23 protein-coding genes, 1 tRNA gene, 1 CRISPR repeat array and 1 riboswitch are annotated in these 22,543 nt (G+C 35.2%); of the genes, 18 read left to right on the top strand and 6 right to left on the bottom strand.

Annotated features, from left to right (window positions below; translation table 11 throughout):
• Positions 1 to 149: 149 nt before the first annotated feature.
• Positions 150 to 350 (top strand): cold-shock protein, encoded by a 201-nt coding sequence (locus tag AC4BC7_RS05445; RefSeq protein WP_016174801.1) that lies wholly within the window; start codon positions 150 to 152, stop codon positions 348 to 350.
• A 102-nt stretch (positions 351 to 452) separates the two neighbouring features.
• Here the strand turns inward: AC4BC7_RS05445 and AC4BC7_RS05440 are convergent, their stop codons facing one another.
• A complete protein-coding gene (locus AC4BC7_RS05440; RefSeq protein WP_490504068.1) occupies positions 453 to 893 on the bottom strand; it encodes a MepB family protein in 441 nt (146 codons plus the stop codon).
• Positions 894 to 1,022: 129 nt separating this feature from the next.
• Positions 1,023 to 1,105 (bottom strand) — tRNA-Leu (locus AC4BC7_RS05435).
• 199 nt (positions 1,106 to 1,304) lie between these two features.
• Between AC4BC7_RS05435 and AC4BC7_RS05430 the strand changes: the two genes are divergently transcribed.
• Positions 1,305 to 2,522 carry a pyridoxal phosphate-dependent aminotransferase gene (locus AC4BC7_RS05430; RefSeq protein ID WP_207940867.1) on the top strand — a complete coding sequence of 406 codons (1,218 nt, stop codon included), beginning with the start codon at positions 1,305 to 1,307 and terminating at the stop codon, positions 2,520 to 2,522.
• A 34-nt stretch (positions 2,523 to 2,556) separates the two neighbouring features.
• On the opposite strand, the gene AC4BC7_RS05425 is transcribed toward AC4BC7_RS05430, so the two are convergent.
• Entirely contained in the window at positions 2,557 to 2,736 is a 180-nt protein-coding gene (locus AC4BC7_RS05425) for a DUF2187 domain-containing protein (protein WP_207940866.1), read from the bottom strand.
• Positions 2,737 to 2,863: 127 nt separating this feature from the next.
• Between AC4BC7_RS05425 and AC4BC7_RS05420 the strand changes: the two genes are divergently transcribed.
• From AC4BC7_RS05420 to AC4BC7_RS05405, 4 genes are all read left to right on the top strand, one after another.
• Positions 2,864 to 3,688, top strand: coding sequence for a helix-turn-helix domain-containing protein (locus AC4BC7_RS05420; protein ID WP_490504065.1), 825 nt, complete (start codon positions 2,864 to 2,866; stop codon positions 3,686 to 3,688).
• 77 nt (positions 3,689 to 3,765) lie between these two features.
• Positions 3,766 to 4,920, top strand: a complete 1,155-nt coding sequence (gene nagA / locus AC4BC7_RS05415) for an N-acetylglucosamine-6-phosphate deacetylase (protein ID WP_207940864.1) — start codon at positions 3,766 to 3,768, stop codon at positions 4,918 to 4,920.
• Positions 4,921 to 5,202: 282 nt separating this feature from the next.
• Positions 5,203 to 5,833: direct repeats of the CRISPR family, unit length 32 nt; unit sequence GTTGCAGTCTTCGTGACTGCATGGATTGAAAT.
• A gap of 335 nt (positions 5,834 to 6,168) precedes the next feature.
• A complete protein-coding gene (locus AC4BC7_RS05410) occupies positions 6,169 to 6,870 on the top strand; it encodes an ABC transporter ATP-binding protein (RefSeq protein WP_490504063.1) in 702 nt (233 codons plus the stop codon).
• Positions 6,871 to 6,881: 11 nt separating this feature from the next.
• Positions 6,882 to 10,286 (top strand): FtsX-like permease family protein, encoded by a 3,405-nt coding sequence (locus AC4BC7_RS05405; RefSeq protein ID WP_490504061.1) that lies wholly within the window; start codon positions 6,882 to 6,884, stop codon positions 10,284 to 10,286.
• Positions 10,287 to 10,306: 20 nt separating this feature from the next.
• Here the strand turns inward: AC4BC7_RS05405 and AC4BC7_RS05400 are convergent, their stop codons facing one another.
• Positions 10,307 to 10,894: an FUSC family protein gene (locus AC4BC7_RS05400; protein ID WP_490504059.1), complete on the bottom strand. Its 588-nt coding sequence runs from the start codon at positions 10,892 to 10,894 to the stop codon at positions 10,307 to 10,309.
• A gap of 89 nt (positions 10,895 to 10,983) precedes the next feature.
• On the opposite strand from AC4BC7_RS05400, the gene AC4BC7_RS05395 reads away from it, so the two are divergent.
• Positions 10,984 to 11,958 carry an aromatic acid exporter family protein gene (locus AC4BC7_RS05395; RefSeq protein WP_490504058.1) on the top strand — a complete coding sequence of 325 codons (975 nt, stop codon included), beginning with the start codon at positions 10,984 to 10,986 and terminating at the stop codon, positions 11,956 to 11,958.
• A 20-nt stretch (positions 11,959 to 11,978) separates the two neighbouring features.
• On the opposite strand, the gene AC4BC7_RS05390 is transcribed toward AC4BC7_RS05395, so the two are convergent.
• Complete coding sequence (locus AC4BC7_RS05390; protein WP_207940859.1) at positions 11,979 to 12,923, bottom strand: Gfo/Idh/MocA family protein; 945 nt, start codon at positions 12,921 to 12,923, stop codon at positions 11,979 to 11,981.
• Positions 12,924 to 13,051: 128 nt separating this feature from the next.
• On the opposite strand from AC4BC7_RS05390, the gene AC4BC7_RS05385 reads away from it, so the two are divergent.
• From AC4BC7_RS05385 to purB, 9 genes are all read left to right on the top strand, one after another.
• Positions 13,052 to 13,564: a hypothetical protein gene (locus AC4BC7_RS05385; protein ID WP_490504056.1), complete on the top strand. Its 513-nt coding sequence runs from the start codon at positions 13,052 to 13,054 to the stop codon at positions 13,562 to 13,564.
• Positions 13,565 to 13,584: 20 nt separating this feature from the next.
• A complete protein-coding gene (locus AC4BC7_RS05380) occupies positions 13,585 to 14,373 on the top strand; it encodes a M15 family metallopeptidase (RefSeq protein WP_207940857.1) in 789 nt (262 codons plus the stop codon).
• A gap of 7 nt (positions 14,374 to 14,380) precedes the next feature.
• The gene (locus AC4BC7_RS05375; protein WP_207940856.1) at positions 14,381 to 14,989 is read left to right on the top strand and encodes a glycoside hydrolase family 73 protein; all 609 of its coding nucleotides are present in this window, start codon (positions 14,381 to 14,383) and stop codon (positions 14,987 to 14,989) included.
• A 16-nt stretch (positions 14,990 to 15,005) separates the two neighbouring features.
• Positions 15,006 to 15,713: a beta/alpha barrel domain-containing protein gene (locus AC4BC7_RS05370; protein WP_207940855.1), complete on the top strand. Its 708-nt coding sequence runs from the start codon at positions 15,006 to 15,008 to the stop codon at positions 15,711 to 15,713.
• A gap of 68 nt (positions 15,714 to 15,781) precedes the next feature.
• Positions 15,782 to 15,877, top strand: a riboswitch (purine riboswitch).
• A 77-nt stretch (positions 15,878 to 15,954) separates the two neighbouring features.
• Positions 15,955 to 16,536, top strand: a complete 582-nt coding sequence (locus tag AC4BC7_RS05365) for a xanthine phosphoribosyltransferase (protein WP_207940854.1) — start codon at positions 15,955 to 15,957, stop codon at positions 16,534 to 16,536.
• Positions 16,529 to 17,815 carry a nucleobase:cation symporter-2 family protein gene (locus tag AC4BC7_RS05360; RefSeq protein WP_207941463.1) on the top strand — a complete coding sequence of 429 codons (1,287 nt, stop codon included), beginning with the start codon at positions 16,529 to 16,531 and terminating at the stop codon, positions 17,813 to 17,815. The genes AC4BC7_RS05365 and AC4BC7_RS05360 overlap by 8 nt, the downstream gene beginning before the upstream one ends.
• A 168-nt stretch (positions 17,816 to 17,983) precedes the next feature.
• Positions 17,984 to 18,472, top strand: coding sequence for a 5-(carboxyamino)imidazole ribonucleotide mutase (gene purE, locus AC4BC7_RS05355; RefSeq protein ID WP_207940853.1), 489 nt, complete (start codon positions 17,984 to 17,986; stop codon positions 18,470 to 18,472).
• Positions 18,465 to 19,583 carry a 5-(carboxyamino)imidazole ribonucleotide synthase gene (purK, locus tag AC4BC7_RS05350; protein WP_207940852.1) on the top strand — a complete coding sequence of 373 codons (1,119 nt, stop codon included), beginning with the start codon at positions 18,465 to 18,467 and terminating at the stop codon, positions 19,581 to 19,583. Before purE ends, purK begins: the two co-directional genes overlap by 8 nt.
• Before the next feature lie 13 nt (positions 19,584 to 19,596).
• Positions 19,597 to 20,898, top strand: a complete 1,302-nt coding sequence (gene purB, locus AC4BC7_RS05345) for an adenylosuccinate lyase (protein WP_207940851.1) — start codon at positions 19,597 to 19,599, stop codon at positions 20,896 to 20,898.
• Between the two features lie 57 nt (positions 20,899 to 20,955).
• On the opposite strand, the gene AC4BC7_RS05340 is transcribed toward purB, so the two are convergent.
• Entirely contained in the window at positions 20,956 to 21,327 is a 372-nt protein-coding gene (locus AC4BC7_RS05340; RefSeq protein ID WP_490504055.1) for a hypothetical protein, read from the bottom strand.
• 241 nt (positions 21,328 to 21,568) lie between these two features.
• Here AC4BC7_RS05340 and purC point away from each other — a divergent pair, with 241 nt between their 5' ends.
• Both purC and purS read left to right on the top strand, forming a co-directional pair.
• Positions 21,569 to 22,285 carry a phosphoribosylaminoimidazolesuccinocarboxamide synthase gene (purC, locus tag AC4BC7_RS05335; protein ID WP_490504054.1) on the top strand — a complete coding sequence of 239 codons (717 nt, stop codon included), beginning with the start codon at positions 21,569 to 21,571 and terminating at the stop codon, positions 22,283 to 22,285.
• A 2-nt stretch (positions 22,286 to 22,287) separates the two neighbouring features.
• Positions 22,288 to 22,542 (top strand): phosphoribosylformylglycinamidine synthase subunit PurS, encoded by a 255-nt coding sequence (gene purS / locus AC4BC7_RS05330; RefSeq protein ID WP_207940848.1) that lies wholly within the window; start codon positions 22,288 to 22,290, stop codon positions 22,540 to 22,542.
• Position 22,543 lies beyond the last annotated feature (1 nt).

Here is a 22,543-nt window from a genome sequence, read left to right as displayed (position 1 = left end):
TAAAGTATTCGTGTTAAACTACGTAAGTAATACTTTTTGATATGTAACTATAATATGTTTATCTTTATAAAAAATGATACGCACTTCTATTTGCACTTCACTCGTTATTACAAAATAAACACATATGATGTGTAATTTGGAGGTACGTTATGAATAACGGTACAGTAAAATGGTTTAACTCAGATAAAGGTTTTGGCTTTATCACAGCAGAAAATGGAACAGATGTGTTTGCACACTTCTCAGCTATCCAAGGCGAAGGTTTCAAAACTTTAGAAGAAGGTCAAGCAGTAACTTTTGATATTGAAGAAGGTCAACGTGGACCTCAAGCAACAAACATCGTTAAAGGTTAATTATCAAGTCAGCTATCGTTCAGATAGTTGACTTTTTTTGTTTCTAAAAATAAAAAAACTAGCATTGTTACACTAGTTTTCATGAAGAGAGAATAAAGTTATTTATTCTGATAAATTTTTAAAATAGTGTAATTGCCATTTTTGAGTTTGCAAGGCAGTTTGATTTAAATTATGGCACCACACTGGGTAAAATCTCATGGCCATTTTACCATTTTGGTTTGCTGTAGATAAAATCTGTTTTTCTACAGCAATTTCTTTTGGAATAGTAAAAATTCCTTTTTTATTTTCATCATCGATTACTACTGCTAACAGCTCTGGACTATCCTCTGCTTTAAAAGGTGTATTGTTTGCTTGTGCATCCTTTTCCCAAAACGCCACAAAATAGCCTGCTTTTTTTGATGTCTTCTTTGCCAGACGGGTTCTTATGATGATATCCTTTGTTTTTGAGTAGAAGAGACAGCCTTCATACGCTGAATTTTGTTGTTCTAAAGAATAAATTTCAATGTTTCCAAATACTTTTTGTAATATATCAGTTGATTTCATTGAAATATCTCCTTAATTCTCATAAGTTATTTATGGACTTGTTATTAGGATAAGACGAATGTTTATTTTTTACAGGAAGGAAACATCGATAAATATAAAAAAACATCACTATTCCTAGTGATGACAAAATGCGGACGATGGGACTTGAACCCACACGAGCATACGCTCACATGACCCTCAATCATGCTTGTCTGCCATTCCAACACGTCCGCAGTAACAGTTAAAATCTTACTTTTTATTTGGATATTTGTCAATACTACAATTCTTACTTTTTTAGTAAAAATGAATAATAATACTTCCCGTTTTTTCAGAAAATTTGCTATAATAGGTACACTGAAAAAAAGTTCTATGGAAGACGCAGCAATACAGTTCAATATACATTATGTATATTTATGAAAAGAGGGTTCTACTATGAGAAATTTTGAAAAATCTAGCAAACTTGAAGGTGTTAGTTATGACGTGCGTGGGCCTGTGTTAGAAGAAGCAGATCGCATGCAAGAAGAAGGAATCAGTATTTTAAAATTAAATACAGGGAATCCTGCAACATTTGGGTTTGAAGCTCCAAACGAAATTATTCGTGACTTGATTATGAACGTGAGAGAATCAGAAGGGTATTCTGATTCAAAAGGCATTTTTTCAGCACGTAAAGCTATCGAACAATATTGTCAATTGAAAAATTTCCCCAATGTGACTATTAATGATATTTATACTGGAAATGGTGTCAGTGAGTTAATTACAATGTCAATGCAAGGTTTATGTGATAATGGGGATGAAATTTTAGTACCAATGCCTGATTATCCCTTATGGACAGCTTCTATTTCATTAGCTGGTGGCAAACCTGTCCATTATATCTGTGATGAAGAGAGTGAATGGAATCCTGATGTAGCGGATATTCGTTCAAAAATCACTTCTAAAACAAAAGCAATTGTTTTAATCAATCCTAATAATCCTACTGGAGCGGTTTATCCAAAAGAAATTTTAGAACAAATTGTTGAAATTGCCCGTGAATTTGATTTAATTATTTTCTCTGATGAAATTTACGACCGTCTATTGATGGATGGTCATCAACATATTCCTATTGCTACGCTAGCTCCAGATCGTCCAGTCGTAACATTTAGTGGCTTATCTAAATCTCACCGTGTGGCAGGGTTCCGTGTTGGTTGGATGGTTCTTAGTGGAGATAAAAGACATATTAAAGATTATGTTGAAGGCTTAAATATGTTATCTTCGATGCGTTTATGTTCAAATGTGTTGTCACAACAAATTGTTCAAACGGCATTAGGTGGTTATCAAAGTATCGATAAATTATTATTGCCAGGTGGACGTATTTATGAACAACGTGAGTTTATCCATAAAGCAATTAATGATATTCCAGGATTATCTGCTGTGAAACCAAAAGCTGCTTTTTATATGTTCCCTAAAATCGATACGAAACGCTTTAACATTTTAGATGATGAAAAATTTGTTTTAGACTTTCTTCATGAGCATCATATATTGATGGTGCATGGTGGTGGATTTAATTGGCAACAGCCGGATCATTTTAGAATTGTCTATTTGCCAAATGTGGAAGAATTAAAACTAACTGCAGATAAAATGCATGAATTTTTAGCAACTTATAAACAAAAATAAAAAAATGGAGGAGCGAATAATCGCTGCTCCATTTTTATTCGGAAATTTTTTCGCAAACTTTTTTACTAATGACCATACGGCCACTAAATTTATCCATGATTTCTTTAGAAGGTTCGTTAACTTGTATTAAAAATGAATTTTCGTATTCTCGTTCAATAAAGCCAAATAAAGTTAGGTTTTCCCACTTGAATGTTACGTTTGTTTTCGTTTCCATACGTGTCACTCCGATCTAAATAATGAAGAATTCCGAACGTTTTTCGATAAAATCTTCCTTTTTTAACATTATGTGTTAAAATAAATAAAAAATAAAATGCTAATTCGCATATTTTGGAGGAAGTACGATGTCAACATCTGAAACTTTTGGCGAAACAATCAAGCGCTTACGAAAAGAACGTAAAATGACTCAAAAAATGCTAGCTCAAGGGATTTGTGCTCAAAGTGTTTTAAGCCGCATAGAAAATGGCGTAGAAATTCCCAATGTGATGGTTTTACAGAGTATTTGTCAACGATTAAATGTAACTTTGGACCAAGTTTTGCATTCAGAGTCTGAAGAAATACAACGAATTAAATTTTTGTTTAGTCAAGTACACTACTATTTAATTCATCAAGAATATCAAAAAATGGAAGATTTACTAGAAAACTCCCGTTTGATGGATTATCTTTATTTAGATACAGATTTTCAACTTTATTATTACTATTTAGGAAGTTGTGAATATTTTTTATACCAAGCGTATGATGCTTCCATTCAATCTCTGAAAAAGGGATTATCATATACATATAATAAAGGAAATGAAAATAGTTCCTCTATTGAAATTCAATTATTAAGCTGTTTAGGTCGTGTCTTCGGCGATGCAGGGAATATTGAGAAAGCTTCCTTTTATTTGGAAACAAGTTACGAATTAATCGAATTATTACCAACTGAATTAACCAGTTTTGAGTTAACAAAGATATTTTATAATTATGGGAGTTTCTTATTCCAAATGCAAAAATATGAACAAGCACTAGAAGTTTCAGAACAAGGCATTTTATGGGCACAGCAACGTTGCAGTCATTATTATTTGGAAGAACTCTTTTCGTTATCAGGTGTTATTTGCCAAAAAATGAATCTTATAGAAGAATCGAAAGAATATTTATCTTTAGCTACTTATGTATCAAAAATTCGATAAATGGTGTAGACCTTTCTTGACTTCTAAGGAAAATAAGAGTAATTTTAGGGTAGAAAAAATAAAGAGGAGCGAGTCAAATGAGAACTTTTATAAGTGCAGATAAATTTTTCTTGAAATCAATGGTAAAAGGGCCTGGATATTTAGAAATTGTTGGCGAAAAATTTGGAGAGTATACTTCTGAGCTTCCTGAAGAAGAAGTAACGTTGATTGATTATTCGGGCAAATGGATTGCACCGGGACTGGTAGATACGCACATTCATGGTTATATGAATCATGATGTAATGGACAATGATGCAGAAGGTATTAAGGTGATGTCAGATGCATTGTTATCTTGTGGGGTGACATCTTTTCTACCAACAACTTTAACTTCTAGCAAAGAATTATTACGCGATGTGGCTGAAACGATTGGTCGTGTTCACAAGGATGTAACTGGTGCTAAGATTCAAGGAATTTATTTTGAAGGACCATTTTTTACAGAGGAATACAAAGGGGCACAAAATCCATCCTATTTCGGTGATCCTGATATTGATACTTTTCATGAGTGGCAAGAAGCTTCTGGCGGCATAATCAAAAAAATTGCTTTAGCTCCTGAGCGTAAAGGTGTTGAAGAATTCGTTAAGCAAGTAACAGACGAAGGTGTAGTTGTTTCTCTAGGACATAGCAACGGCACATTGGAAGATGCCTCTAAGGCAGTGGAAGCTGGAGCGAGCGTTTTTGTGCATGCGTTTAACGGAATGCGTGGATTGAACCATCGTGAACCTGGTATGGTTGGAGCATTATTAAGTTTGCATGACGTTTTTTCTGAATTGATTTGTGATGGTCATCATGTTCATCCAGCAGCAGCAGAAGTATTGATGGAAAAAGCAGGGCATGATCATGTAGCTTTAATTACAGATTGTATGATGGCTGGTGGAATGCCTGATGGAAATTATATTTTAGGAGAGTTTCCAGTAGTTGTTGAAAATGGAACTGCTCGCTTGCAAGAAGGTAATTTAGCAGGAAGTATTTTAAAACTAAAAGAAGCAATCAAAAATGTCGTTGATTGGGGATTGGCAACACCTGAACAAGCAGTTATGATGGCAAGTTTAGTACCAGCTGTTAGTTGTAAAATTGATGATGTATGTGGCATGATAAAAAAAGGCCGTGCTGCAGACTTCATCGTTCTAAATTCAGATATGACACTTGAAGCTACTTATTTAGACGGTATTAAACGCTTCGATGCATCTAAATAATAAATGAAACAGAGTGAATATTTTTCGCTCTGTTTTTTTATAGTAAGTCGTCATAGTTAAATGATATAATGAATTAAAAGAAACTACTTCATTTAGTGAGATTAGTGCGAATCCCAAGCTCCCAGAAATTCTCTAGGAGATTCGCACCATGAAATATCCTATAAATGAGAAAATGATGAGAGATAAATACGATTATATTCGATTTTAAAAGAAAAATACATATAATTGGGCGATATTCATCAAAAAATAGGAAGGTTTGCTATTTTTTTACTTTTAATCGCCGTTGCAGTCTTCGTGACTGCATGGATTGAAATTTACTCCTTTTAAGATTAATTTTATGACATGTAATGTTGCAGTCTTCGTGACTGCATGGATTGAAATAATTTTGCTAACGCACTTTGTTGATTCGGGTTGAGTTGCAGTCTTCGTGACTGCATGGATTGAAATGACGATGCGCTATCGATGTTACTAATAAACTTAGGTTGCAGTCTTCGTGACTGCATGGATTGAAATTGATTGAATCCCGAGCAATTTTTCATTGTCATTGTTGCAGTCTTCGTGACTGCATGGATTGAAATGGGTCGCTTCAAGGCAATTACTGCTGGGAAAATAGTTGCAGTCTTCGTGACTGCATGGATTGAAATATCAGTCGTTATCATCGCATTAGGCGGTAAAAAGTCGTTGCAGTCTTCGTGACTGCATGGATTGAAATTGATTAGTAGCGACATCGCTTGTTTGACTAGAAAAGTTGCAGTCTTCGTGACTGCATGGATTGAAATGCACGATCAGCAACCATCATGAATTACGCTGGTTGTTGCAGTCTTCGTGACTGCATGGATTGAAATATTTTTCGTGAGCAAATTTTTATTGATGTACTCTTGGTTGCAGTCTTCGTGACTGCAACGAATTGAAATACGTAAACTATCGCCATAATTAGTTTGCTTCTCACGTCGTCGTAGGCTCCATAACGACATCAATTAAATAGGTCATCACTACATATTTTTCCGCAAGCATCTTTTATTAAAAGTCTATCTAATCATACGAACTACCATCTCTAGAAATCCTTTGAGTAATAAATAGTGAACTGGTTAACCAAAATTTATTTAATCAATAATTATTAGGTGAGCTTCAGAATCAAAGTATTGCTTAAAGAAACGAGAATTGAATTGATTCTCGTTTTTTTATATGTAAAAAAACGTCTGTGTTTTTATTTGTTTGTGTTAAACTAAAGAAAAAGGGGGAGGGCAAATGAGTTACATTGAAGTTATTGATGAAGTAAAAAAATATCAGATGGGTGATACGACAATCATGGCAAATGATGGTGTCACTTTTGGTGTTGAAAAAGGTGAAGTAGCTGTGATTTTAGGACCGAGTGGTGCGGGAAAATCAACAGTTTTGAATATATTAGGTGGCATGGATAGTTGTGATAGTGGCCAGATAATCATTGACGGTGTAGATATTGCAAATTATGATGCCAAGCAACTAACAGCATATCGCCGGGATGATGTAGGTTTTGTGTTTCAGTTTTATAATTTGGTTCCTAATTTGACTGCAAAAGAGAATGTAGAATTAGCTGCACAAATTGTGGAAAATGCGTTGGATGCAGAAGCAATTTTAACGCAAGTAGGTTTAGGAAATCGTATGAATAATTTCCCGTCACAATTATCAGGAGGAGAACAACAACGGGTTACAATTGCGCGAGCTTTGGCTAAGAGACCGAAATTGTTGTTATGTGATGAACCCACAGGCGCATTGGATTATGAGACTGGAAAACAGATTTTGCAAATTTTGGAAGATACTGCAAGAAATACAGGAACAACCGTGATAATTATTACTCACAATTCTCAGATTGCTCCAATGGCGGATCGTGTTATTCGTATTAATGATGCAAAAGTTCGTAGTATTGAGCATAATGAAACACCAACACCAATTGCTCATATTGAATGGTAAGGAGGAAGGCAATGAAAAAGACAGCTCTCCTTAAAAGTAGTATTCGGGAAATCAAGCAATCGCCTGCACGCTTTTTTTCTATTTTAGGAATTATCTTTTTGGGTGTCGCTTTTTTTGTAGGCATTGGTGCGACAGGTCCAGATATGATTCAGTCTGCTGATGATTATTATAAAAAGCAGCAGTTATCTGATATCACAGTGTACTCTAGTCTTGGGTTTTCAGAAGAAGATCAAACATACTTAGAAAAACAAAAAAATCTTGAATCGGTAGTTCCACAATATGTATTAGATATGCATTTAGTAGAAAAAAATGAAGTTGTTCGTTTTTATAGTCTAACAGATACAATGAACGTACCTGTGCTGGAATCAGGTAAATTACCAAAAGAAAATGAAATTATTTTGGATACTCGTGCGAAAGAATACTATAAATTAGGAGATACCTTTGAGGTTCAAAAAAGTGATGATTCAGAAAATAATTTAAAGCAACAGCAATATAAAATTGTTGGTTTTGCGACAACACCAGAGTTTATTGATAATGCTAAACGTGGAAATACAAATGTAGGAAATGGTGCTATTGATTATTTTGCGCTTTTACCAGAAGAAGCTTTTCAAATGGATGCCTATTCACGAATGCTGTTGTCATTTAAAAATGTACAAACAGTGACTGCTTATTCTGACGAGTATACGAAACTCATGGGTAAAAATCAAGAACAGTTAGAAGACTGGTTGGAGCCTCGAAAACAAGCTCGCTTAACTGAAATTAAAGAAGCTGCAAATCGTGAATTAGAAAAAAATCGCCAAAAAATTCAAGAAGGCGAAGAACAACTAGAAAAAGCTGAACAGGAATTGAAACAAGCAAAAGAAAAATTGGATCAAGGGCAGACGGAATTAGAAGTAGCACAACAAACCTATGATGAAAAAATAGCTGCTGCGAAAGCTGAAATTCAAACACGAGAGCAACAAATTACTGAAGCAGAAAAAGAACTCGCTGCAAATGAACAAATTTTAAATGAAAGTCAGCGTGAAGTCGATCGTCAATCCGGATCTTTAGATGCATACGAAGCTCAACTTTCTCAATTAGAAGCACAGCGCACTCAGTTAGAAGAAGCTCTTAATCAATTACAAATAGCACAACAAACCTTTAAAGATATTGAGCACTTAACTTCACAGGTCAATGAGGTACCTGAAGAAGAGCTGGATCAATTGTTGGATGATCTGCGAGTGAGTTTACAATTGTTGCTAACACAATTGCCAGAGGATAATGAATGGCTAACTACAGTTCAACAGATTCTTGATGAACTTTCATCGGAATCATTGTTAATGCTTGTTGCAGATATTCGTAGTTTAGGAGGAATGATTGATTCTCAAATTGCTACTCTTGAAGAAAATCTTGCGCAATTAGGAGCTGGAGTGGATGAAATTGCCCAAGGACAGCAACAACTTAAAGAAGGGCAAAGACAATTAGATGAAGGAAAGCAACAAATAGAAGAGGCAAAAAAACAATTAGCAGATGGGAAGCAGCAACTCGCAGAAGGGAAACAAACCCTTGCTGTAGAAGAAGAACGTGGAGCTAATCAATTAGAATCAGCTGAGAAAGAATGGCAAGCTGGTAAAAAGCAATATGATGAGGGCTTAGCAGAATTTACGAAGCAAAAAGAAAAAGAGCTACCAAAACTCAAAGAAGCGACAGAGACATTAGCTTCTGAACAAAAAAAGATCGATGAATTAAAGCCAGCATCCTTTACTTTAATTGATCGTGAAAGTAATCCTGGATACGCTGAATACAAGGAGAATGCGAATCGAATTTCATCAATCGCTACTGTTTTTCCAACGATTTTCTTTTTAATAGCAGCACTGGTTAGTCTAACAACCATGGGACGAATGATTGAAGAAAAACGTGTAGAAATTGGTACATTGAAAGCATTGGGCTATAAAAATGGCGAGATTTCTCAAAAATTTTTGTTGTATTCTTTATCTGCCGGACTTTTAGGAAGTTTATTAGGCTTAGCAGTGGGCTTTTATCTGTTCCCAACAATTATCATTAGCGCTTATGGACAGTTGTACAATATTAAAGAATTTATGACGCCATGGTATGTAGGTTATAGTAGTATTGGTATTGTCGTTGCATTAGTTTGTACAGTGGGCATTTCGTTGGTTGCCTTGCGTGTGGATTTATTCAGTTCGCCTGCTACGTTATTACGTCCGAAAGCGCCAAAAGCAGGAAAACGAATTTTATTGGAATATTTAACGCCATTATGGAAACGCATGAGTTTTATTCAAAAAGTAACGATGCGAAATTTATTTCGCTATAAGTCACGGATGTTTATGACTATTTTTGGTATTGCAGGATGTACAGCGATGATTCTGACAGGTTTTGGTTTACGGGACTCTATTAGTGATGTAGTCCCGATTCAATTTTCAAAAATTTGGCACTATCAAGGAATTGTCACTTTTAAAGAACAACCAACAGAAGTAGCGTATCAAAAGTATTTGGATGAACTTGAACAATTTGATGATTATCAGACACATTTAGCAATTGGTTCGGAAACTTTGACAATGGAGAAAACAGGAATAACTAGTCAAGATGTGACGGTATATGTGCCAGAAAATCTTGAAGCATTGTCTGATTTTGTTTTATTTAACAATCGTCAAACAGGAAAAGAATCTTATTTAACAGATGATGGAGCGATTATAAATGAAAAATTAGCCACTCTTTTTGATTTATCTGAAGGGGATACTTTTACCTTGAAAAATGCTGATAATCAAACTTTTAAAGTGAAAATAGCGGCAATTGTTGAAAATTATGTCGGTCATTTTGCTTATTTAACACCAAAAACTTTTGAAGAAGTTTTTGATAAGCAACCCACGTATAATACAGATTTAGTTGTCTTCAAAGATGAACAAACGAAAAAGCAAGAAAAACAAGTTGCAGAAAAATTGATGGAGCAAGAAGACATCATTAATGTTAGTTTCTTGTCTGATTCATCTACTGCATTAGACGAAACGACAGGAACATTAAATATTGTCGTCTGGGTATTAATTATTTCAGCTGGATTATTAGCGTTTATTGTGCTTTATAATCTGAATAATATTAATATTTCTGAACGGATTCGAGAATTATCAACCATTAAGGTGTTAGGCTTTTATGATAAGGAAGTAACGATGTACATTTATCGTGAGAACATTTTCTTAACGTTCTTTGGTGTTCTTGTAGGCTTAGCAATGGGGATTTTATTACACGGGTATGTTTTACAAACAGTAGAGATGGATATGCTGATGTTTTCGCCAACGATTCATTCAATCAGTTATATATATGCGAGTTGCATTACGATTTTCTTTACGTTAGTTGTAGGAATTGTTATGTATTTGAAGTTGAAAAAAGTTGATATGATTGAAGCGTTAAAATCAAATGAATAAGAGACTGGCATGCCAGTCTCTTATTTTTTGTTTTCAATTTTTTCTTGAATTTCTTGTAGTTGTTTTTGAAGTTCGGCTTCTTTGTTTTTTAATACAACAAGATCTTCTTTTATTTCCTCTTCAGCTTCTGGTTCAGGTGGACGCAAAATGAAATTAAGGCCAATTGCCACAGAAGTACCTATAAATGTGTCGAAAATACGATCTATCGCTACATTGACAGAATCTCCAGGAGCAACACTTAAAGTAATTAACAGAATGGTTGCAATGGCAGAAATAATCCCAGCATTATTATTAATACCATCTGATACAACAATCACTAATGCCACTAGAGCAGGTAAAGCGATAATTTCAACAAGAAAATGTTCAGTAAATCGTTGTTGTAGTAACAAATATAAAATACCTGCAATCCCACCGATAGTATTTCCGAGAACCCGTGATTTACCAAAATTAAAGGTAGTTGTTAAATCTTGACGTAATGAAAAAACAGCTGCTAATGAAGCAATCCACGGTTCGCCACGATTAAAAAATTCGAAAATTAAAATACAAATTAACACAGACAAAGATGATTTGAATGTTCTCATGCCAAGTCGAAAACGGCCAATATGCACAATAATAGCCCCCTTTCATTTAATAATAACGAATCTATAGAGAAAACACAAAAGGTTTAGTATAATTCCTTATGTAGGGAGGAACTTATATGAGAATTGGACTGCGTACGATTAAAACGGCAGTAGCCGCTATTTTATCCATGCTTTTAGCAAATGTATTAAATTTACTTTATGCGCCAGCAGCAGGAATTATTGCAATATTAAGTGTAGGAAATACAAAAAAAGCTTCCTTATACACTGGCTTAGGACGCTTAGCTTCTCTGGCAATTGCGACAGCGATATCTTTTGTATGCTTTCAAGTGATTGGTTATAATGCCATCGCATTTGGTATTTATTTATTATTTTTTATTCCTGTATCGGCTACCTTTCATTTAACAGATGGTATTGTTGTTAATTCAGTATTAGTCACACATTATATGATGGAGCAGTCGTATTCATTACCGCTTTTAATTAATGAACTACTTTTAATGAGTATTGGTGTAGGTTTTGCTTTAGCATTTAATTTGTACATGCCTAATATTGAAAAACAATTAAAAGAAGATCAAGAAAAAATAGAAGACAGTTTTCGTCATATTTTATCAGGTATGGCTGCGATGTTAAATCACCCCTCACGAGATACGCTAAAAAATTCGTGTGATAAGCTATTGATATTTATTCGTGAAGGTCAACGACGAGCACAAATGTACCAAGAAAATCAGTGGCAGGTAGAAGATGCTTATTATGAAGAATATTTCTCTATGCGACGGACGCAAGTTAGAATATTATCAGACATGGTTCAATTACTCGATGGTATTCAAGTAGAAGAGGTGTTGGTAGAGGATTTGAGATTGCTTTTAAATTTCACTGCTGCGACATTTGATGAGGATAATGATGGGAAAGAAATTTTAAAACGTATTGACTTGGTTTATCAAGTGTATCGTTCAAAAACTTTGCCTCGGAATCGTGAAGAGTTTGAAAATCGTGCACGACTCTTCCAATTTCTTCAGTCTTTTAAAAGTTTTATTGAGATTAAAGCTGAGTTTTCAAAATCTATTACTAAACTGAATGAAGAGACAGCCGCTTAAACAAACGGCTGTCTTGCTTTTTACCAAAACCGACGCATATCATCTAAAATACGGATAACATCTGTTGTAAGTGGTAGCGTCCGATTATCGGCTCCCTCAACAGTGTCGATTAGGGTTTGAATTTCATAATTTAACGCTTCAGCAGTATCGCCTGCTTCAATCACTTCTTTGCGGCCGTCACGATAATTAATTTCAGCCTTATCAGCACGCGGGTATTCGTCAACAGTAATGTACGCATGTTCGTAGGCGACAATCCCTTCTTTAGGCATTTTTGCTTGGAAAGCTAGACTAACTGTAGCCATTTCATCTTTTTTATTGCGTAAAACAGTAATTGATTGTTCGTCTACACCTGTTTCAAACGGCAGAACGTTACTGAATAACACATCAGGCGCTTCAGATAAGAAAAAGCGTGCGAAAGATACAGCATAAGTTCCAATGTCTAACAAAGCGCCACCCGCCAACTCTGGACTGAAGAAGCGATTGGTTGGATCAGGATCTTTATAACTACCAAAAGGCGCTTGAATTAGTTTTAATTTACCTAATTTACCACTATCTGCGATTTTCTTTAATTCAAGGTAAAGTGGCATGTTAAAGATGGTCATTGCTTCTTGTAGTACAAGGTTTTTCTCTTTTGCAAGAGCAATTTCTTCGGCCAATTCCTCGCTGTTCATCGTAATTGCTTTTTCACATAAAACATGTTTATTTGCTTGTAATGCGGCCATAATGTAGTGATGATGGACATTATTTGGTACGGCAATATAAACAAAATCAATCGCTTCATCAGCTAATAAATCATCAACTGTTTCATAAACATTCGGAATGGAAAATTTTTCTGCAAATGCTTGCACTTTAGATAATTTTCTAGCTGCGACACCGTAAATTTCACTAGTCTCACTTTTAAAATCTGCTGCAAATTGATGCGCAATATCACCTAGACCGATAATTCCCCAACGATAATTTGTCATTCTATCTTCTCCTTTTACTAATGATATCCTTAGTATAACAGAATTAGTTTAAAATTGAGAAAAGGTAGTAGCGAAAAAGTTTCTTTTATCATAAAATTTGAGTAGAATGGAAGATGGAGGGATTGCTTATGCATGATGTATATATTGAATTGGTTTTAAGTGCTATTTACGAACAATACGGCACTGAAGTGTTATTTTATGAAAATAATTTAGGAATTTCTTCTGAAAAATGGGAGAACTGGAAAAAAGGTATCGATTCTTTAGCACCCGAAGAGAATCAAAAAGTAAAAAATTTGTTTAGTGATTATGAATGGATGTTATTACAAAAGATTTTGCGTCAAACAATTATCTATCCAGAAAAACGTGGCATTGCTGTAAGTGACTATCGAAAAATGAAAACAGCAATTGCTCGCAAGTGGTTAAACATCGGTCTTGGGACGGTTGAAATGATTCAATCAAAAGAGGAAAATAGTTCAAGTCAATACTTAAACTTACGTGTAGGGATTGCCTATGATGAATGGGGCTTTGATGATATTCTCACTTTCCGCTTGCCAGCATATATTCAACAACAATTAGAAAATGAGCAAGTTGCTTTATTAGACTGGGTTAACGAAAACTTAGAAGAAACGTATAATAAGTAAAAGTGAGAGGGGAAAGGTTGTTGAAAAAAATAGTAAAGACGGTTAGTTTGATCATAATAGGTATTATCGTCATTTATGGTATTAATCGTTTTGTTACAAGAAAAGTGGTAATCGAAGATGCTGATTCTTCGGTTATAGCCTCTGAAAAAGAGACGACACAGAAAAAAGAAAAAGAACAAGAAACAAAGCAAGATATACTTCCTGACGGTTCGATTGATGATTGGAATTTAATTCTAGTCGGTCCTGAGCATCCATTAGAAAAAGACATTCCACAAGATAACCTTGTAGAAATTCCTGGAAGCGTGATGCAATTAGATCGCCGTGTCATTGAACCTTATCAGCAACTAACACAAGCTGCAGAACAAGCGGGCTATCCATTAGCGCTAGTGTCTTCCTATCGTTCTGTCTCTTATCAAGAGCAAGTATTTAATGATGCTGTTTATCAGTATATGTCGCAAGGATTATCTGAAAAAGAAGCCATTACAGAGACGAAAAAGACTTCAACTGAACCAGGAAATAGCGAACATCATACCGGATTAGCTATCGACGTGGTAGATACCGATTGGCAACAAAATTATCCACGTGTTTTGTTAGAACCAGCTTACGGCGACGAACCAGGAGCAAAATGGTTGGCAGAGCATGCCAGAGAATATGGATTTATCGTTCGTTATCCTGAAGGAAAAGAAGATATTACTAAAATTACGTATGAGCCATGGCATTTTCGTTATGTTGGTGTAGAGCATGCGAAGTATATCGAAGAAAATCACCTGACACTAGAAGAGTACATTGACTTATTAAAAGAAAAGTAGGGTGTATATGAGTAGAAGAAAGAAAAAAACACTTCGTTTACCTGCCATTTTGATTGGGTTTATTATGATTGGTGGAGCATTTGTTTTTTCGTTACGTAGTTTAACAAATCCAAATTTATCACAAAATATGTATGCATATGAAGAAAATTCAGAGATGACCAAAGAAGAATTTATTTCTCGTTTGTTACCTCATGCCAAAGAATTACAAGAAGGGTATGGGATTTTACCGAGTATTGTTATTGGACAAGCTATTTTAGAATCAAACTGGGGAAACAGTCAATTATCTAAAGAGTATAATAATTTATTTGGCATAAAAGCATACGGAGACCAAAATAAAGTAACACTGGACACGCAAGAATTTGTTAATGAACAATGGATTACCATCAAAGGTGATTTTCGTGTTTATAATTCTTGGGAAGAGTCAATGGATGACCATACCATGCTGTTTGTCAACGGGGTGGATTGGAGTCCTGAAAAATATGAAAAAGTTCTAACTGCTCCAAATTATGAAGTTGCAGCAGATGCTTTGCAAGAAGCAGGTTATGCAACGGATCCAGGGTATGCTGCTAAAATTAAAGAAGTGATTGAAACCTATCAACTTAATCAATACGATTAAAAGGAGCTGTTGTGCGATGAGTGAAAAATTTATTCCGAATATCACCACTGAATTGAGAAAAGACATTGTCAAAGTACCAGAAATAATTGATGAAGCGAGTGGAATTATTATTTTTGGGAAAAAAATTAAATCTATTATTTTTACGACAGATATTGCGATTATTCGCAATACAAATGCAAATGCTGTGATTGCGGTTTATCCATTTACCCCGCATCCAGCTATTACCAAAAGTATTATTGAAGCAGCAGACATTCCAGTTTTTTCTGGAGTGGGTGGTGGTTTAACTCAAGGAACACGAGCTTCTTATATGAGTCTGTTTGCTGAAGCACAAGGTTCAATTGGTGTCGTTTTAAATGGACCTACACCACTGGATACTGTTCAAGCAGTTTGTAATGTGGTAGATATTCCTGTAGTTAGTACAGTGACTAGTAAATATACACTAATTGATGAAAAAATTGAAGCGGGAGTCAAAATTATTAACATCAGCGCAGGAAAAGAAACAGCAGATACTGTCCGTCATTTCCGAAAAATCTATCCAGAATTACCAATTATGGCTACAGGTGGACCAACTGAAGAAAGCATTCGTGAAACAATTGAAGCTGGGGCGAATGCCATTACGTATACGCCACCTTCTAATGGAAAGTTATTCAGTAAGAAGATGGATTTTTATCGTGAAAAAGAACGATCCGAATTTAAAAATCACATTAAAAACGAACAAAAATGAGAAATTCCAAATTTATGATTGAGTTTACTTGTATTTTATTCAATTTATAGGCATAATGATGGTTGTGTTTTTCATAATTAGTTCTTACTTATATATCGTCGTAATAGGTCGACAGTTTCTACCCGATACCGGAATATCGGACTATAGGTAAAAAAGTGTTTGTTTGTGCACCTTTTTTGCTGTATTCGCAAAGAGGTGCTCTTTTTATTTTATTAAAATAAAGGAAAGTGAGTTTGTAAAGATGGAAGAATTAGTTAGTCGTATTCAAAAAGATGGAAATGTTTTAGGAGAAGGTGTGTTAAAAGTCGATAGTTTTGTCACTCACCAAGTTGATCCTGAATTAATGGAAAAAATGGGTGCTCGTTTTGCAGAAGTATTTGCAGAAAGTGGTATCACTAAAGTTGTAACGATCGAAGCATCAGGTATTGCTCCTGCATTATACGCAGCGAAACAATTAAACGTCCCAATGATTTTTGCTCGTAAAGCCAAAAGTTTAACGATGGATGAGGAGTTATTAACTAGTTCTGTTTATTCATTTACAAAACAAGTGACAAGTACTATTTCAATTTCACGTAAATTTTTAAGTAATGAAGACAAAGTATTAATTATTGATGACTTTTTAGCGAATGGTCAAGCAGCAAAAGGGTTGATTGAATTATGTCGCCAAGCAGGTGCACAAGTGGAAGGTGTTGGGATTGTGATTGAAAAATCCTTCCAAGACGGTCGTCAATTGTTAGAAGATATGGGAATTCGTGTTGTATCGTTGGCACGTATTGCATCACTAGCTGATGGGGAGGTAGCCTTCCGTGAAGCAGATGCGTAATCAGACAAATGAAGAGAATGGCAAAGCAGCTCTAGTTGGTTTACAACATTTATTAGCAATGTATGCAGGAGCAGTAGCCGTTCCGCTATTGATTGGTACAGGATTGGGCATGGATGCGCAACAGATGACGTACTTAATTTCAATGGATATTTTCATGTGTGGATTGGCAACCTTGTTACAATTAACTGCAACAAAGTATTTTGGAATTGGGTTACCCGTTATTTTGGGTTGTGCAATCCAAGTAGTTGGACCAGCTATCATGATTGGTTCTCAAGCAGGTATTGGTGCATTATTTGGTTCCATTATTGTCGCAGGTTTATTTTTAATTTTAACGGCTGGAATCTTTTCTAAAATTAGAGTGTTGTTTCCTACAATTGTTACGGGGACCGTTATTACCGTTATTGGTTTGACCTTAATTCCTGTAGCGATTAGTAAAATGGGTGGTGGCGATGTCTCTATGAGTAATTTTGGTGAACCAAGTTACTTAATTCAAGCTTTTGTAACGATTGCACTAATTATTGGCGTTCAAGCCTTTGGTCGCGGATTTATTCGTTCGATTGCCGTCTTGATTGGATTAGCTGGCGGCACGTTATTAGCCTATTTCATGGGGAATGTCAATTTCTCAGCGATTAGTCAAGCACCTGTTTTTCAAATTCCACATCCCTTTTATTTTGGAATGCCTACATTTGACCTTGTATCAATTGTTTTAATGATTATTATTGTGATTGTCTGTATGGTTGAGTCTACAGGAGTTTATTTTGCTTTAGGTGATATTACTGAACAAGAAGTAACTGGCGCAGATTTAAAACGCGGGTATCGTACTGAAGGTTTAGCTATTTTATTAGGCGGAATTTTTAACACATTTCCTCATACAGGATTTTCACAAAACGTTGGTCTAGTTCAGCTTTCAGGAATCAAAACCAAATTACCAATTTATTTTGCTGCTATCTTTTTAATTATTTTAGGTCTATTTCCTAAAATTGGTGCTTTGGCCCAAGTTATTCCAGAACCTGTTTTAGGGGGAGGTATGTTGGTAATGTTTGGCATGGTAGCTGTTGCAGGAATGCGTATGTTAGCAAAAGTGGATTTCAACAATGATAGAAATTTATTAATTGTTGCAGTATCGATTGGTTGTGGTCTAGGATTTAATATGATGCCACAACTATTTGAACGTTTACCACAAACATTACAATTATTTACAAGCAACGGAATTGTTATGAGCAGTTTAACAGCAGTTGTTTTGAACTTGATCTTAAATGGAGTCAAAAACAAAGAATAATTATAGAAATGCGATAGTTGAGAGACTATCGTATTTTTTATGAAAAAGAATAATTTTGTTATATGACGAACAATGGGTAGTTTTTATTTGAAATTATTCGTTAATGTTTTGACTTTGTTTTTTTCGATTGCTAAAATGAAAAAGAATAAATGAGAAGGAGTTTAGAAAATGAAACCTTTAGTTGCTGTTGTTATGGGGAGCACCTCAGATTGGGAAACAATGAAAGGTGCTTGCGATAGTTTAGATGAACTAGGCGTACCGTATGAAAAGAAAGTTGTTTCCGCACACCGTACCCCCGATTTTATGTTTTCTTTTGCTGAGAATGCTCGTGAAAATGGGTTGAAAGTAATTATCGCTGGTGCAGGAGGAGCGGCACATTTACCGGGGATGATTGCAGCGAAAACTACGTTACCAGTAATTGGTGTTCCGGTGCAATCACGAACATTAAATGGGTTAGATTCCTTATTATCAATTGTACAAATGCCAGGTGGGGTACCAGTTGCGACAACAGCAATTGGAAAAGCTGGTGCAATCAACGCAGGAATACTTGCGGCACAGATGCTTTCAATGTATGATTTAAAGGTAGCAGAAAAACTTGCTCAAAAACGTAAACAAATGGAAGAATCAGTAATGGAAAGTAGTGATCAACTTGGTTAAACCTTTGATGCCGGGTGCAACGATTGGAATCGTTGGTGGCGGTCAATTGGGTCGAATGATGACCATAAGTGCAAAACAAATGGGTTTTCGTGTAGGAGTATTAGACCCCATGGAAAACTGTCCGACAGCACAAATTGCTGATTGGCATATTATCGCTGACTACGATGATATTTTAGCGTTAGAAGAAATGGCAAAACGAAGCGATGTTATGACGTATGAATTTGAAAATGTTAGTGTGGAAGCACTAAATGCCATTTTACCGTTTTGCGATGTACCTCAAGGAACCGATTTATTGGCAATTACTCAAGATCGTTTGTTAGAAAAATCTTTTTTAGAGGCAAATAATATTGTCATCGCGCCATATGCTACAATTATTAGTCCTACCGATATTCAAGATGCGATTGAGCATATTGGTTATCCGTGTGTCTTAAAAACAACGCGTGGTGGCTATGACGGTAAAGGTCAATATGTTTTAAAAAGTCGTACAGACCTTGCATCATCAATGAATTTATTACGTGAAGGAACATGTGAATTAGAAGCATGGATTCCCTTTGATAAAGAACTATCAATTATGGTAGCAGGAAATGGTCGAGAATATACCACTTTCCCAGTGGTTGAAAATATTCATCGCAATAATATTTTGCATGAAACTATTGCGCCTGCAAATATTCCTCAAGATGTAGCCAAAGAAGTAGAACGAATTGCCAAAGTCATTGCGAAAGCGTTAGATTTACGCGGTGTCTTAGGAATTGAATTATTTTTAACTAAAACTGGTAGCATCTATGTCAATGAATTAGCACCACGTCCACATAATTCGGGTCACTATTCTATTGAGGCATGTAGTATGAGTCAATTTGACGCGCATATTCGTGGTATTTGTGGCTGGCCATTAGCAGATGCGCATTTATTAAGTAATGCTGTGATGGTCAACATTTTAGGCGAGCATTTAGCAGCAACGTATCAAATGATTGCACGTAAGCCTGACTGGCAATTTCATTATTATGGCAAAAATGAAGCTAAAAAAGGACGAAAGATGGGGCATATTACCATTGTCACTGAAGATGTGCAGCAAACTTTAGAAGAAATCGAAAAAACAAAAATTTGGGATTAAGAGGAGAAAAACTATGTTAGAACGTTATACACGACCTGAAATGGGCAAAATTTGGACAGATGAAAATCGCTATCAAGCGTGGTTAGAAGTGGAAATCTTAGCAGATGAAGCTTGGGCTGAGCTTGGTGAAATCCCAAAAGAAGATGTTGCAAAAATTCGTGAAAATGCCTCATTTGATATTCAACGCATTTTAGAAATTGAAGAACAAACAAGACATGACGTGGTTGCTTTTACGCGTGCCGTTTCAGAAACATTAGGCGATGAAAGTAAGTGGGTACATTATGGTTTAACTTCAACAGATGTCGTGGATACAGCATACGGTTATTTAATGAAACAAGCCAATGATATTTTGCGTCAAGATTTGCAACGTTTAACAGATATTATTGGTGAAAAAGCTAAAGAACATAAACATACAGTAACGATGGGGCGCACGCATGGAGTGCATGCAGAACCAACTACTTTCGGGTTGAAATTAGCTTTGTGGTATTCTGAAATGAAACGCAATATCGAACGTTTCGAACATGCTGCTAAAGGTGTGGAAGCTGGGAAAATTAGTGGTGCAGTAGGAACGTTTGCCAATATACCACCATTTGTTGAAGAATATGTGTGTACAAAATTAGGTATTCGCCCGCAAGAAATTTCTACTCAAGTCTTACCAAGAGACTTACATGCGGAATATTTTTCAGCGATGGCTTTGATTGCAACAAGCATTGAAAAATTTGCAACAGAAATTCGTGGCTTACAAAAATCAGAAACACGTGAAGTAGAAGAGTTTTTTGCAAAAGGACAAAAAGGTTCTTCAGCTATGCCTCATAAACGTAATCCAATTGGTTCTGAAAATATGACTGGTTTAGCACGTGTCGTTCGTGGACATATGATTACTGCATACGAAAATGTTACATTGTGGCATGAACGTGATATTTCCCATTCTTCAGCAGAGCGTATCATTATTCCTGATACAACTATTCTATTAAATTACATGTTAAATCGTTTTGGCAATATCGTGAAAAATTTGACTGTTTTCCCAGAAAATATGAAACGTAACATGGAAGCAACATTTGGTTTGATTTATAGTCAGCGTGTGATGTTAAAATTGATTGATCATGGGATGACACGTGAGCAAGCCTATGACTTAGTTCAACCACATACAGCAAAAGCATGGGATGATCAAACTGCTTTTCGTCCTTTGTTAGAAGCTGATAAAAAAGTAACCCAAGTGTTAACAAAAGAAGATTTAGATGATGCCTTCGATTACAATCATCACTTAAAAAATGTGGATACCATTTTTGAACGTGTTGGTTTAGGCAATAATTAACACAGAAAAATAAACCCGATTTCCAAACTTTTTGGGAATTGGGTTTTTTGCTTTTGGTTATCCGTAAGTTACGAAGCTGATTGTATAAAGCTCTCGTTTCAACACAAGAAAAATTGTTTGAATAAAGTCAATCGATGTTTCTTTAAAATTGTAAAATACTTCGACATGGTATTGACGTTGAAAAAAATGTGATTGATATACTTCACGAATAACAATTTCTTCATTATGGTGATTAGTAAATTGAAAAAGTTGCTTGCAACGACGATAGGGTTTTGTCAAAAAAATCATACGTTCATTCCATGATAGCTTTCGTTTTTGCATTTCAGCATATTGTTGTAAAACTTTCGAAAGATCATAAAACATTTTTTTTCTTTCTGCTAGTGTTAAATATGATACAAAATGTTGAGCCTCTTCATAAAACTCTATCATATACTCATCGTCCTCCTTGAAACCAGACTATCATCTGCCATTATAATAACACCCAAACCGCTTTGTGTAAACGCTTTATTTTTGTAAGTGTTAAATAAAAATATTTTCAATCGTAAAAACACGAACTATTTTAAAAATATAAACGATTAATGTAAAGTTATCGTTGACGGTAGGAAATGGGTATTGTTAGAATAACAGTACACAAAAAGAAGTAGCAGGAAAAAACAAAATGAGGTGTAACATGGAAAAAAGATCATTAGCTTATGAAGGTAAAGCTAAAAAGCTATATGAAACAGACGATGAATCAGTGTTTTTAGTTGAATATCTAGATCAGGCAACTGCATTAAATGGTGCGAAAAAAGACGCTGTTAAAGGCAAAGGGCAAATGAATAATCAAATCACTTCCCAAATTTTTGAAAAACTAACTGTTAAAGGTATTCAAAGTCATTTTATTGAAAAAATATCTAAAACCGAACAATTAGTGAAACGAGTTGAAATGATTCCCTTAGAAATTGTTGTGAGAAATGTGGCTGCTGGGAGCTTTTCAAAACGATTGGATATAACGGAAGGGACCGATTTGCCATTTCCAATCACCGAATTTTATTACAAAGAAGATCGTTTAGATGATCCATTCATCAATGATGACCATGTTGCTTTTTTACAAGTCGCAACGAAAGAAGAAGTACAAAAAATTAAAGAACTTGCATTGCAAGTGAATCATTTGCTGCAAGAATTATTTCTTTCAATTGATATTCGTTTGATTGATTTTAAAATTGAAGTTGGACGTACTGAGGATGGCACTATTTTATTGGCTGATGAAATTTCGCCAGATACCTGCCGTTTATGGGATGTTAACACCAATGATCATTTAGATAAAGATGTTTATCGTCGTGATTTAGGCGATTTAATTCCAGTATATGAAGAAGTATTACAAAGATTAGAAGAAAAAGGAGCGTAATTATGTATTTCGTAAAAGTATTTGTCACATATAAAGAGTCCGTTTTAGATCCTCAAGGGGAAGCAGTGAAAGGTGCAGTTCATCGTTTAGGCTATGATGAAATCGACGAAATTCGTATTGGGAAATATTTTGAAATTAAAGTGGCAAAATCTGATCGTCCAGTTGAAGAGGCGATTGAAGAAATTTGCGATAAATTATTAGCAAATGTCAATATGGAAACCTATCGCTATGAAATTGTAGCAACGGAGGAAGTTTAAA

This window comes from Enterococcus sp. AMC1623 (genome assembly GCF_058216495.1).
This window is presented reverse-complemented; position numbering and strand designations above follow the sequence as displayed.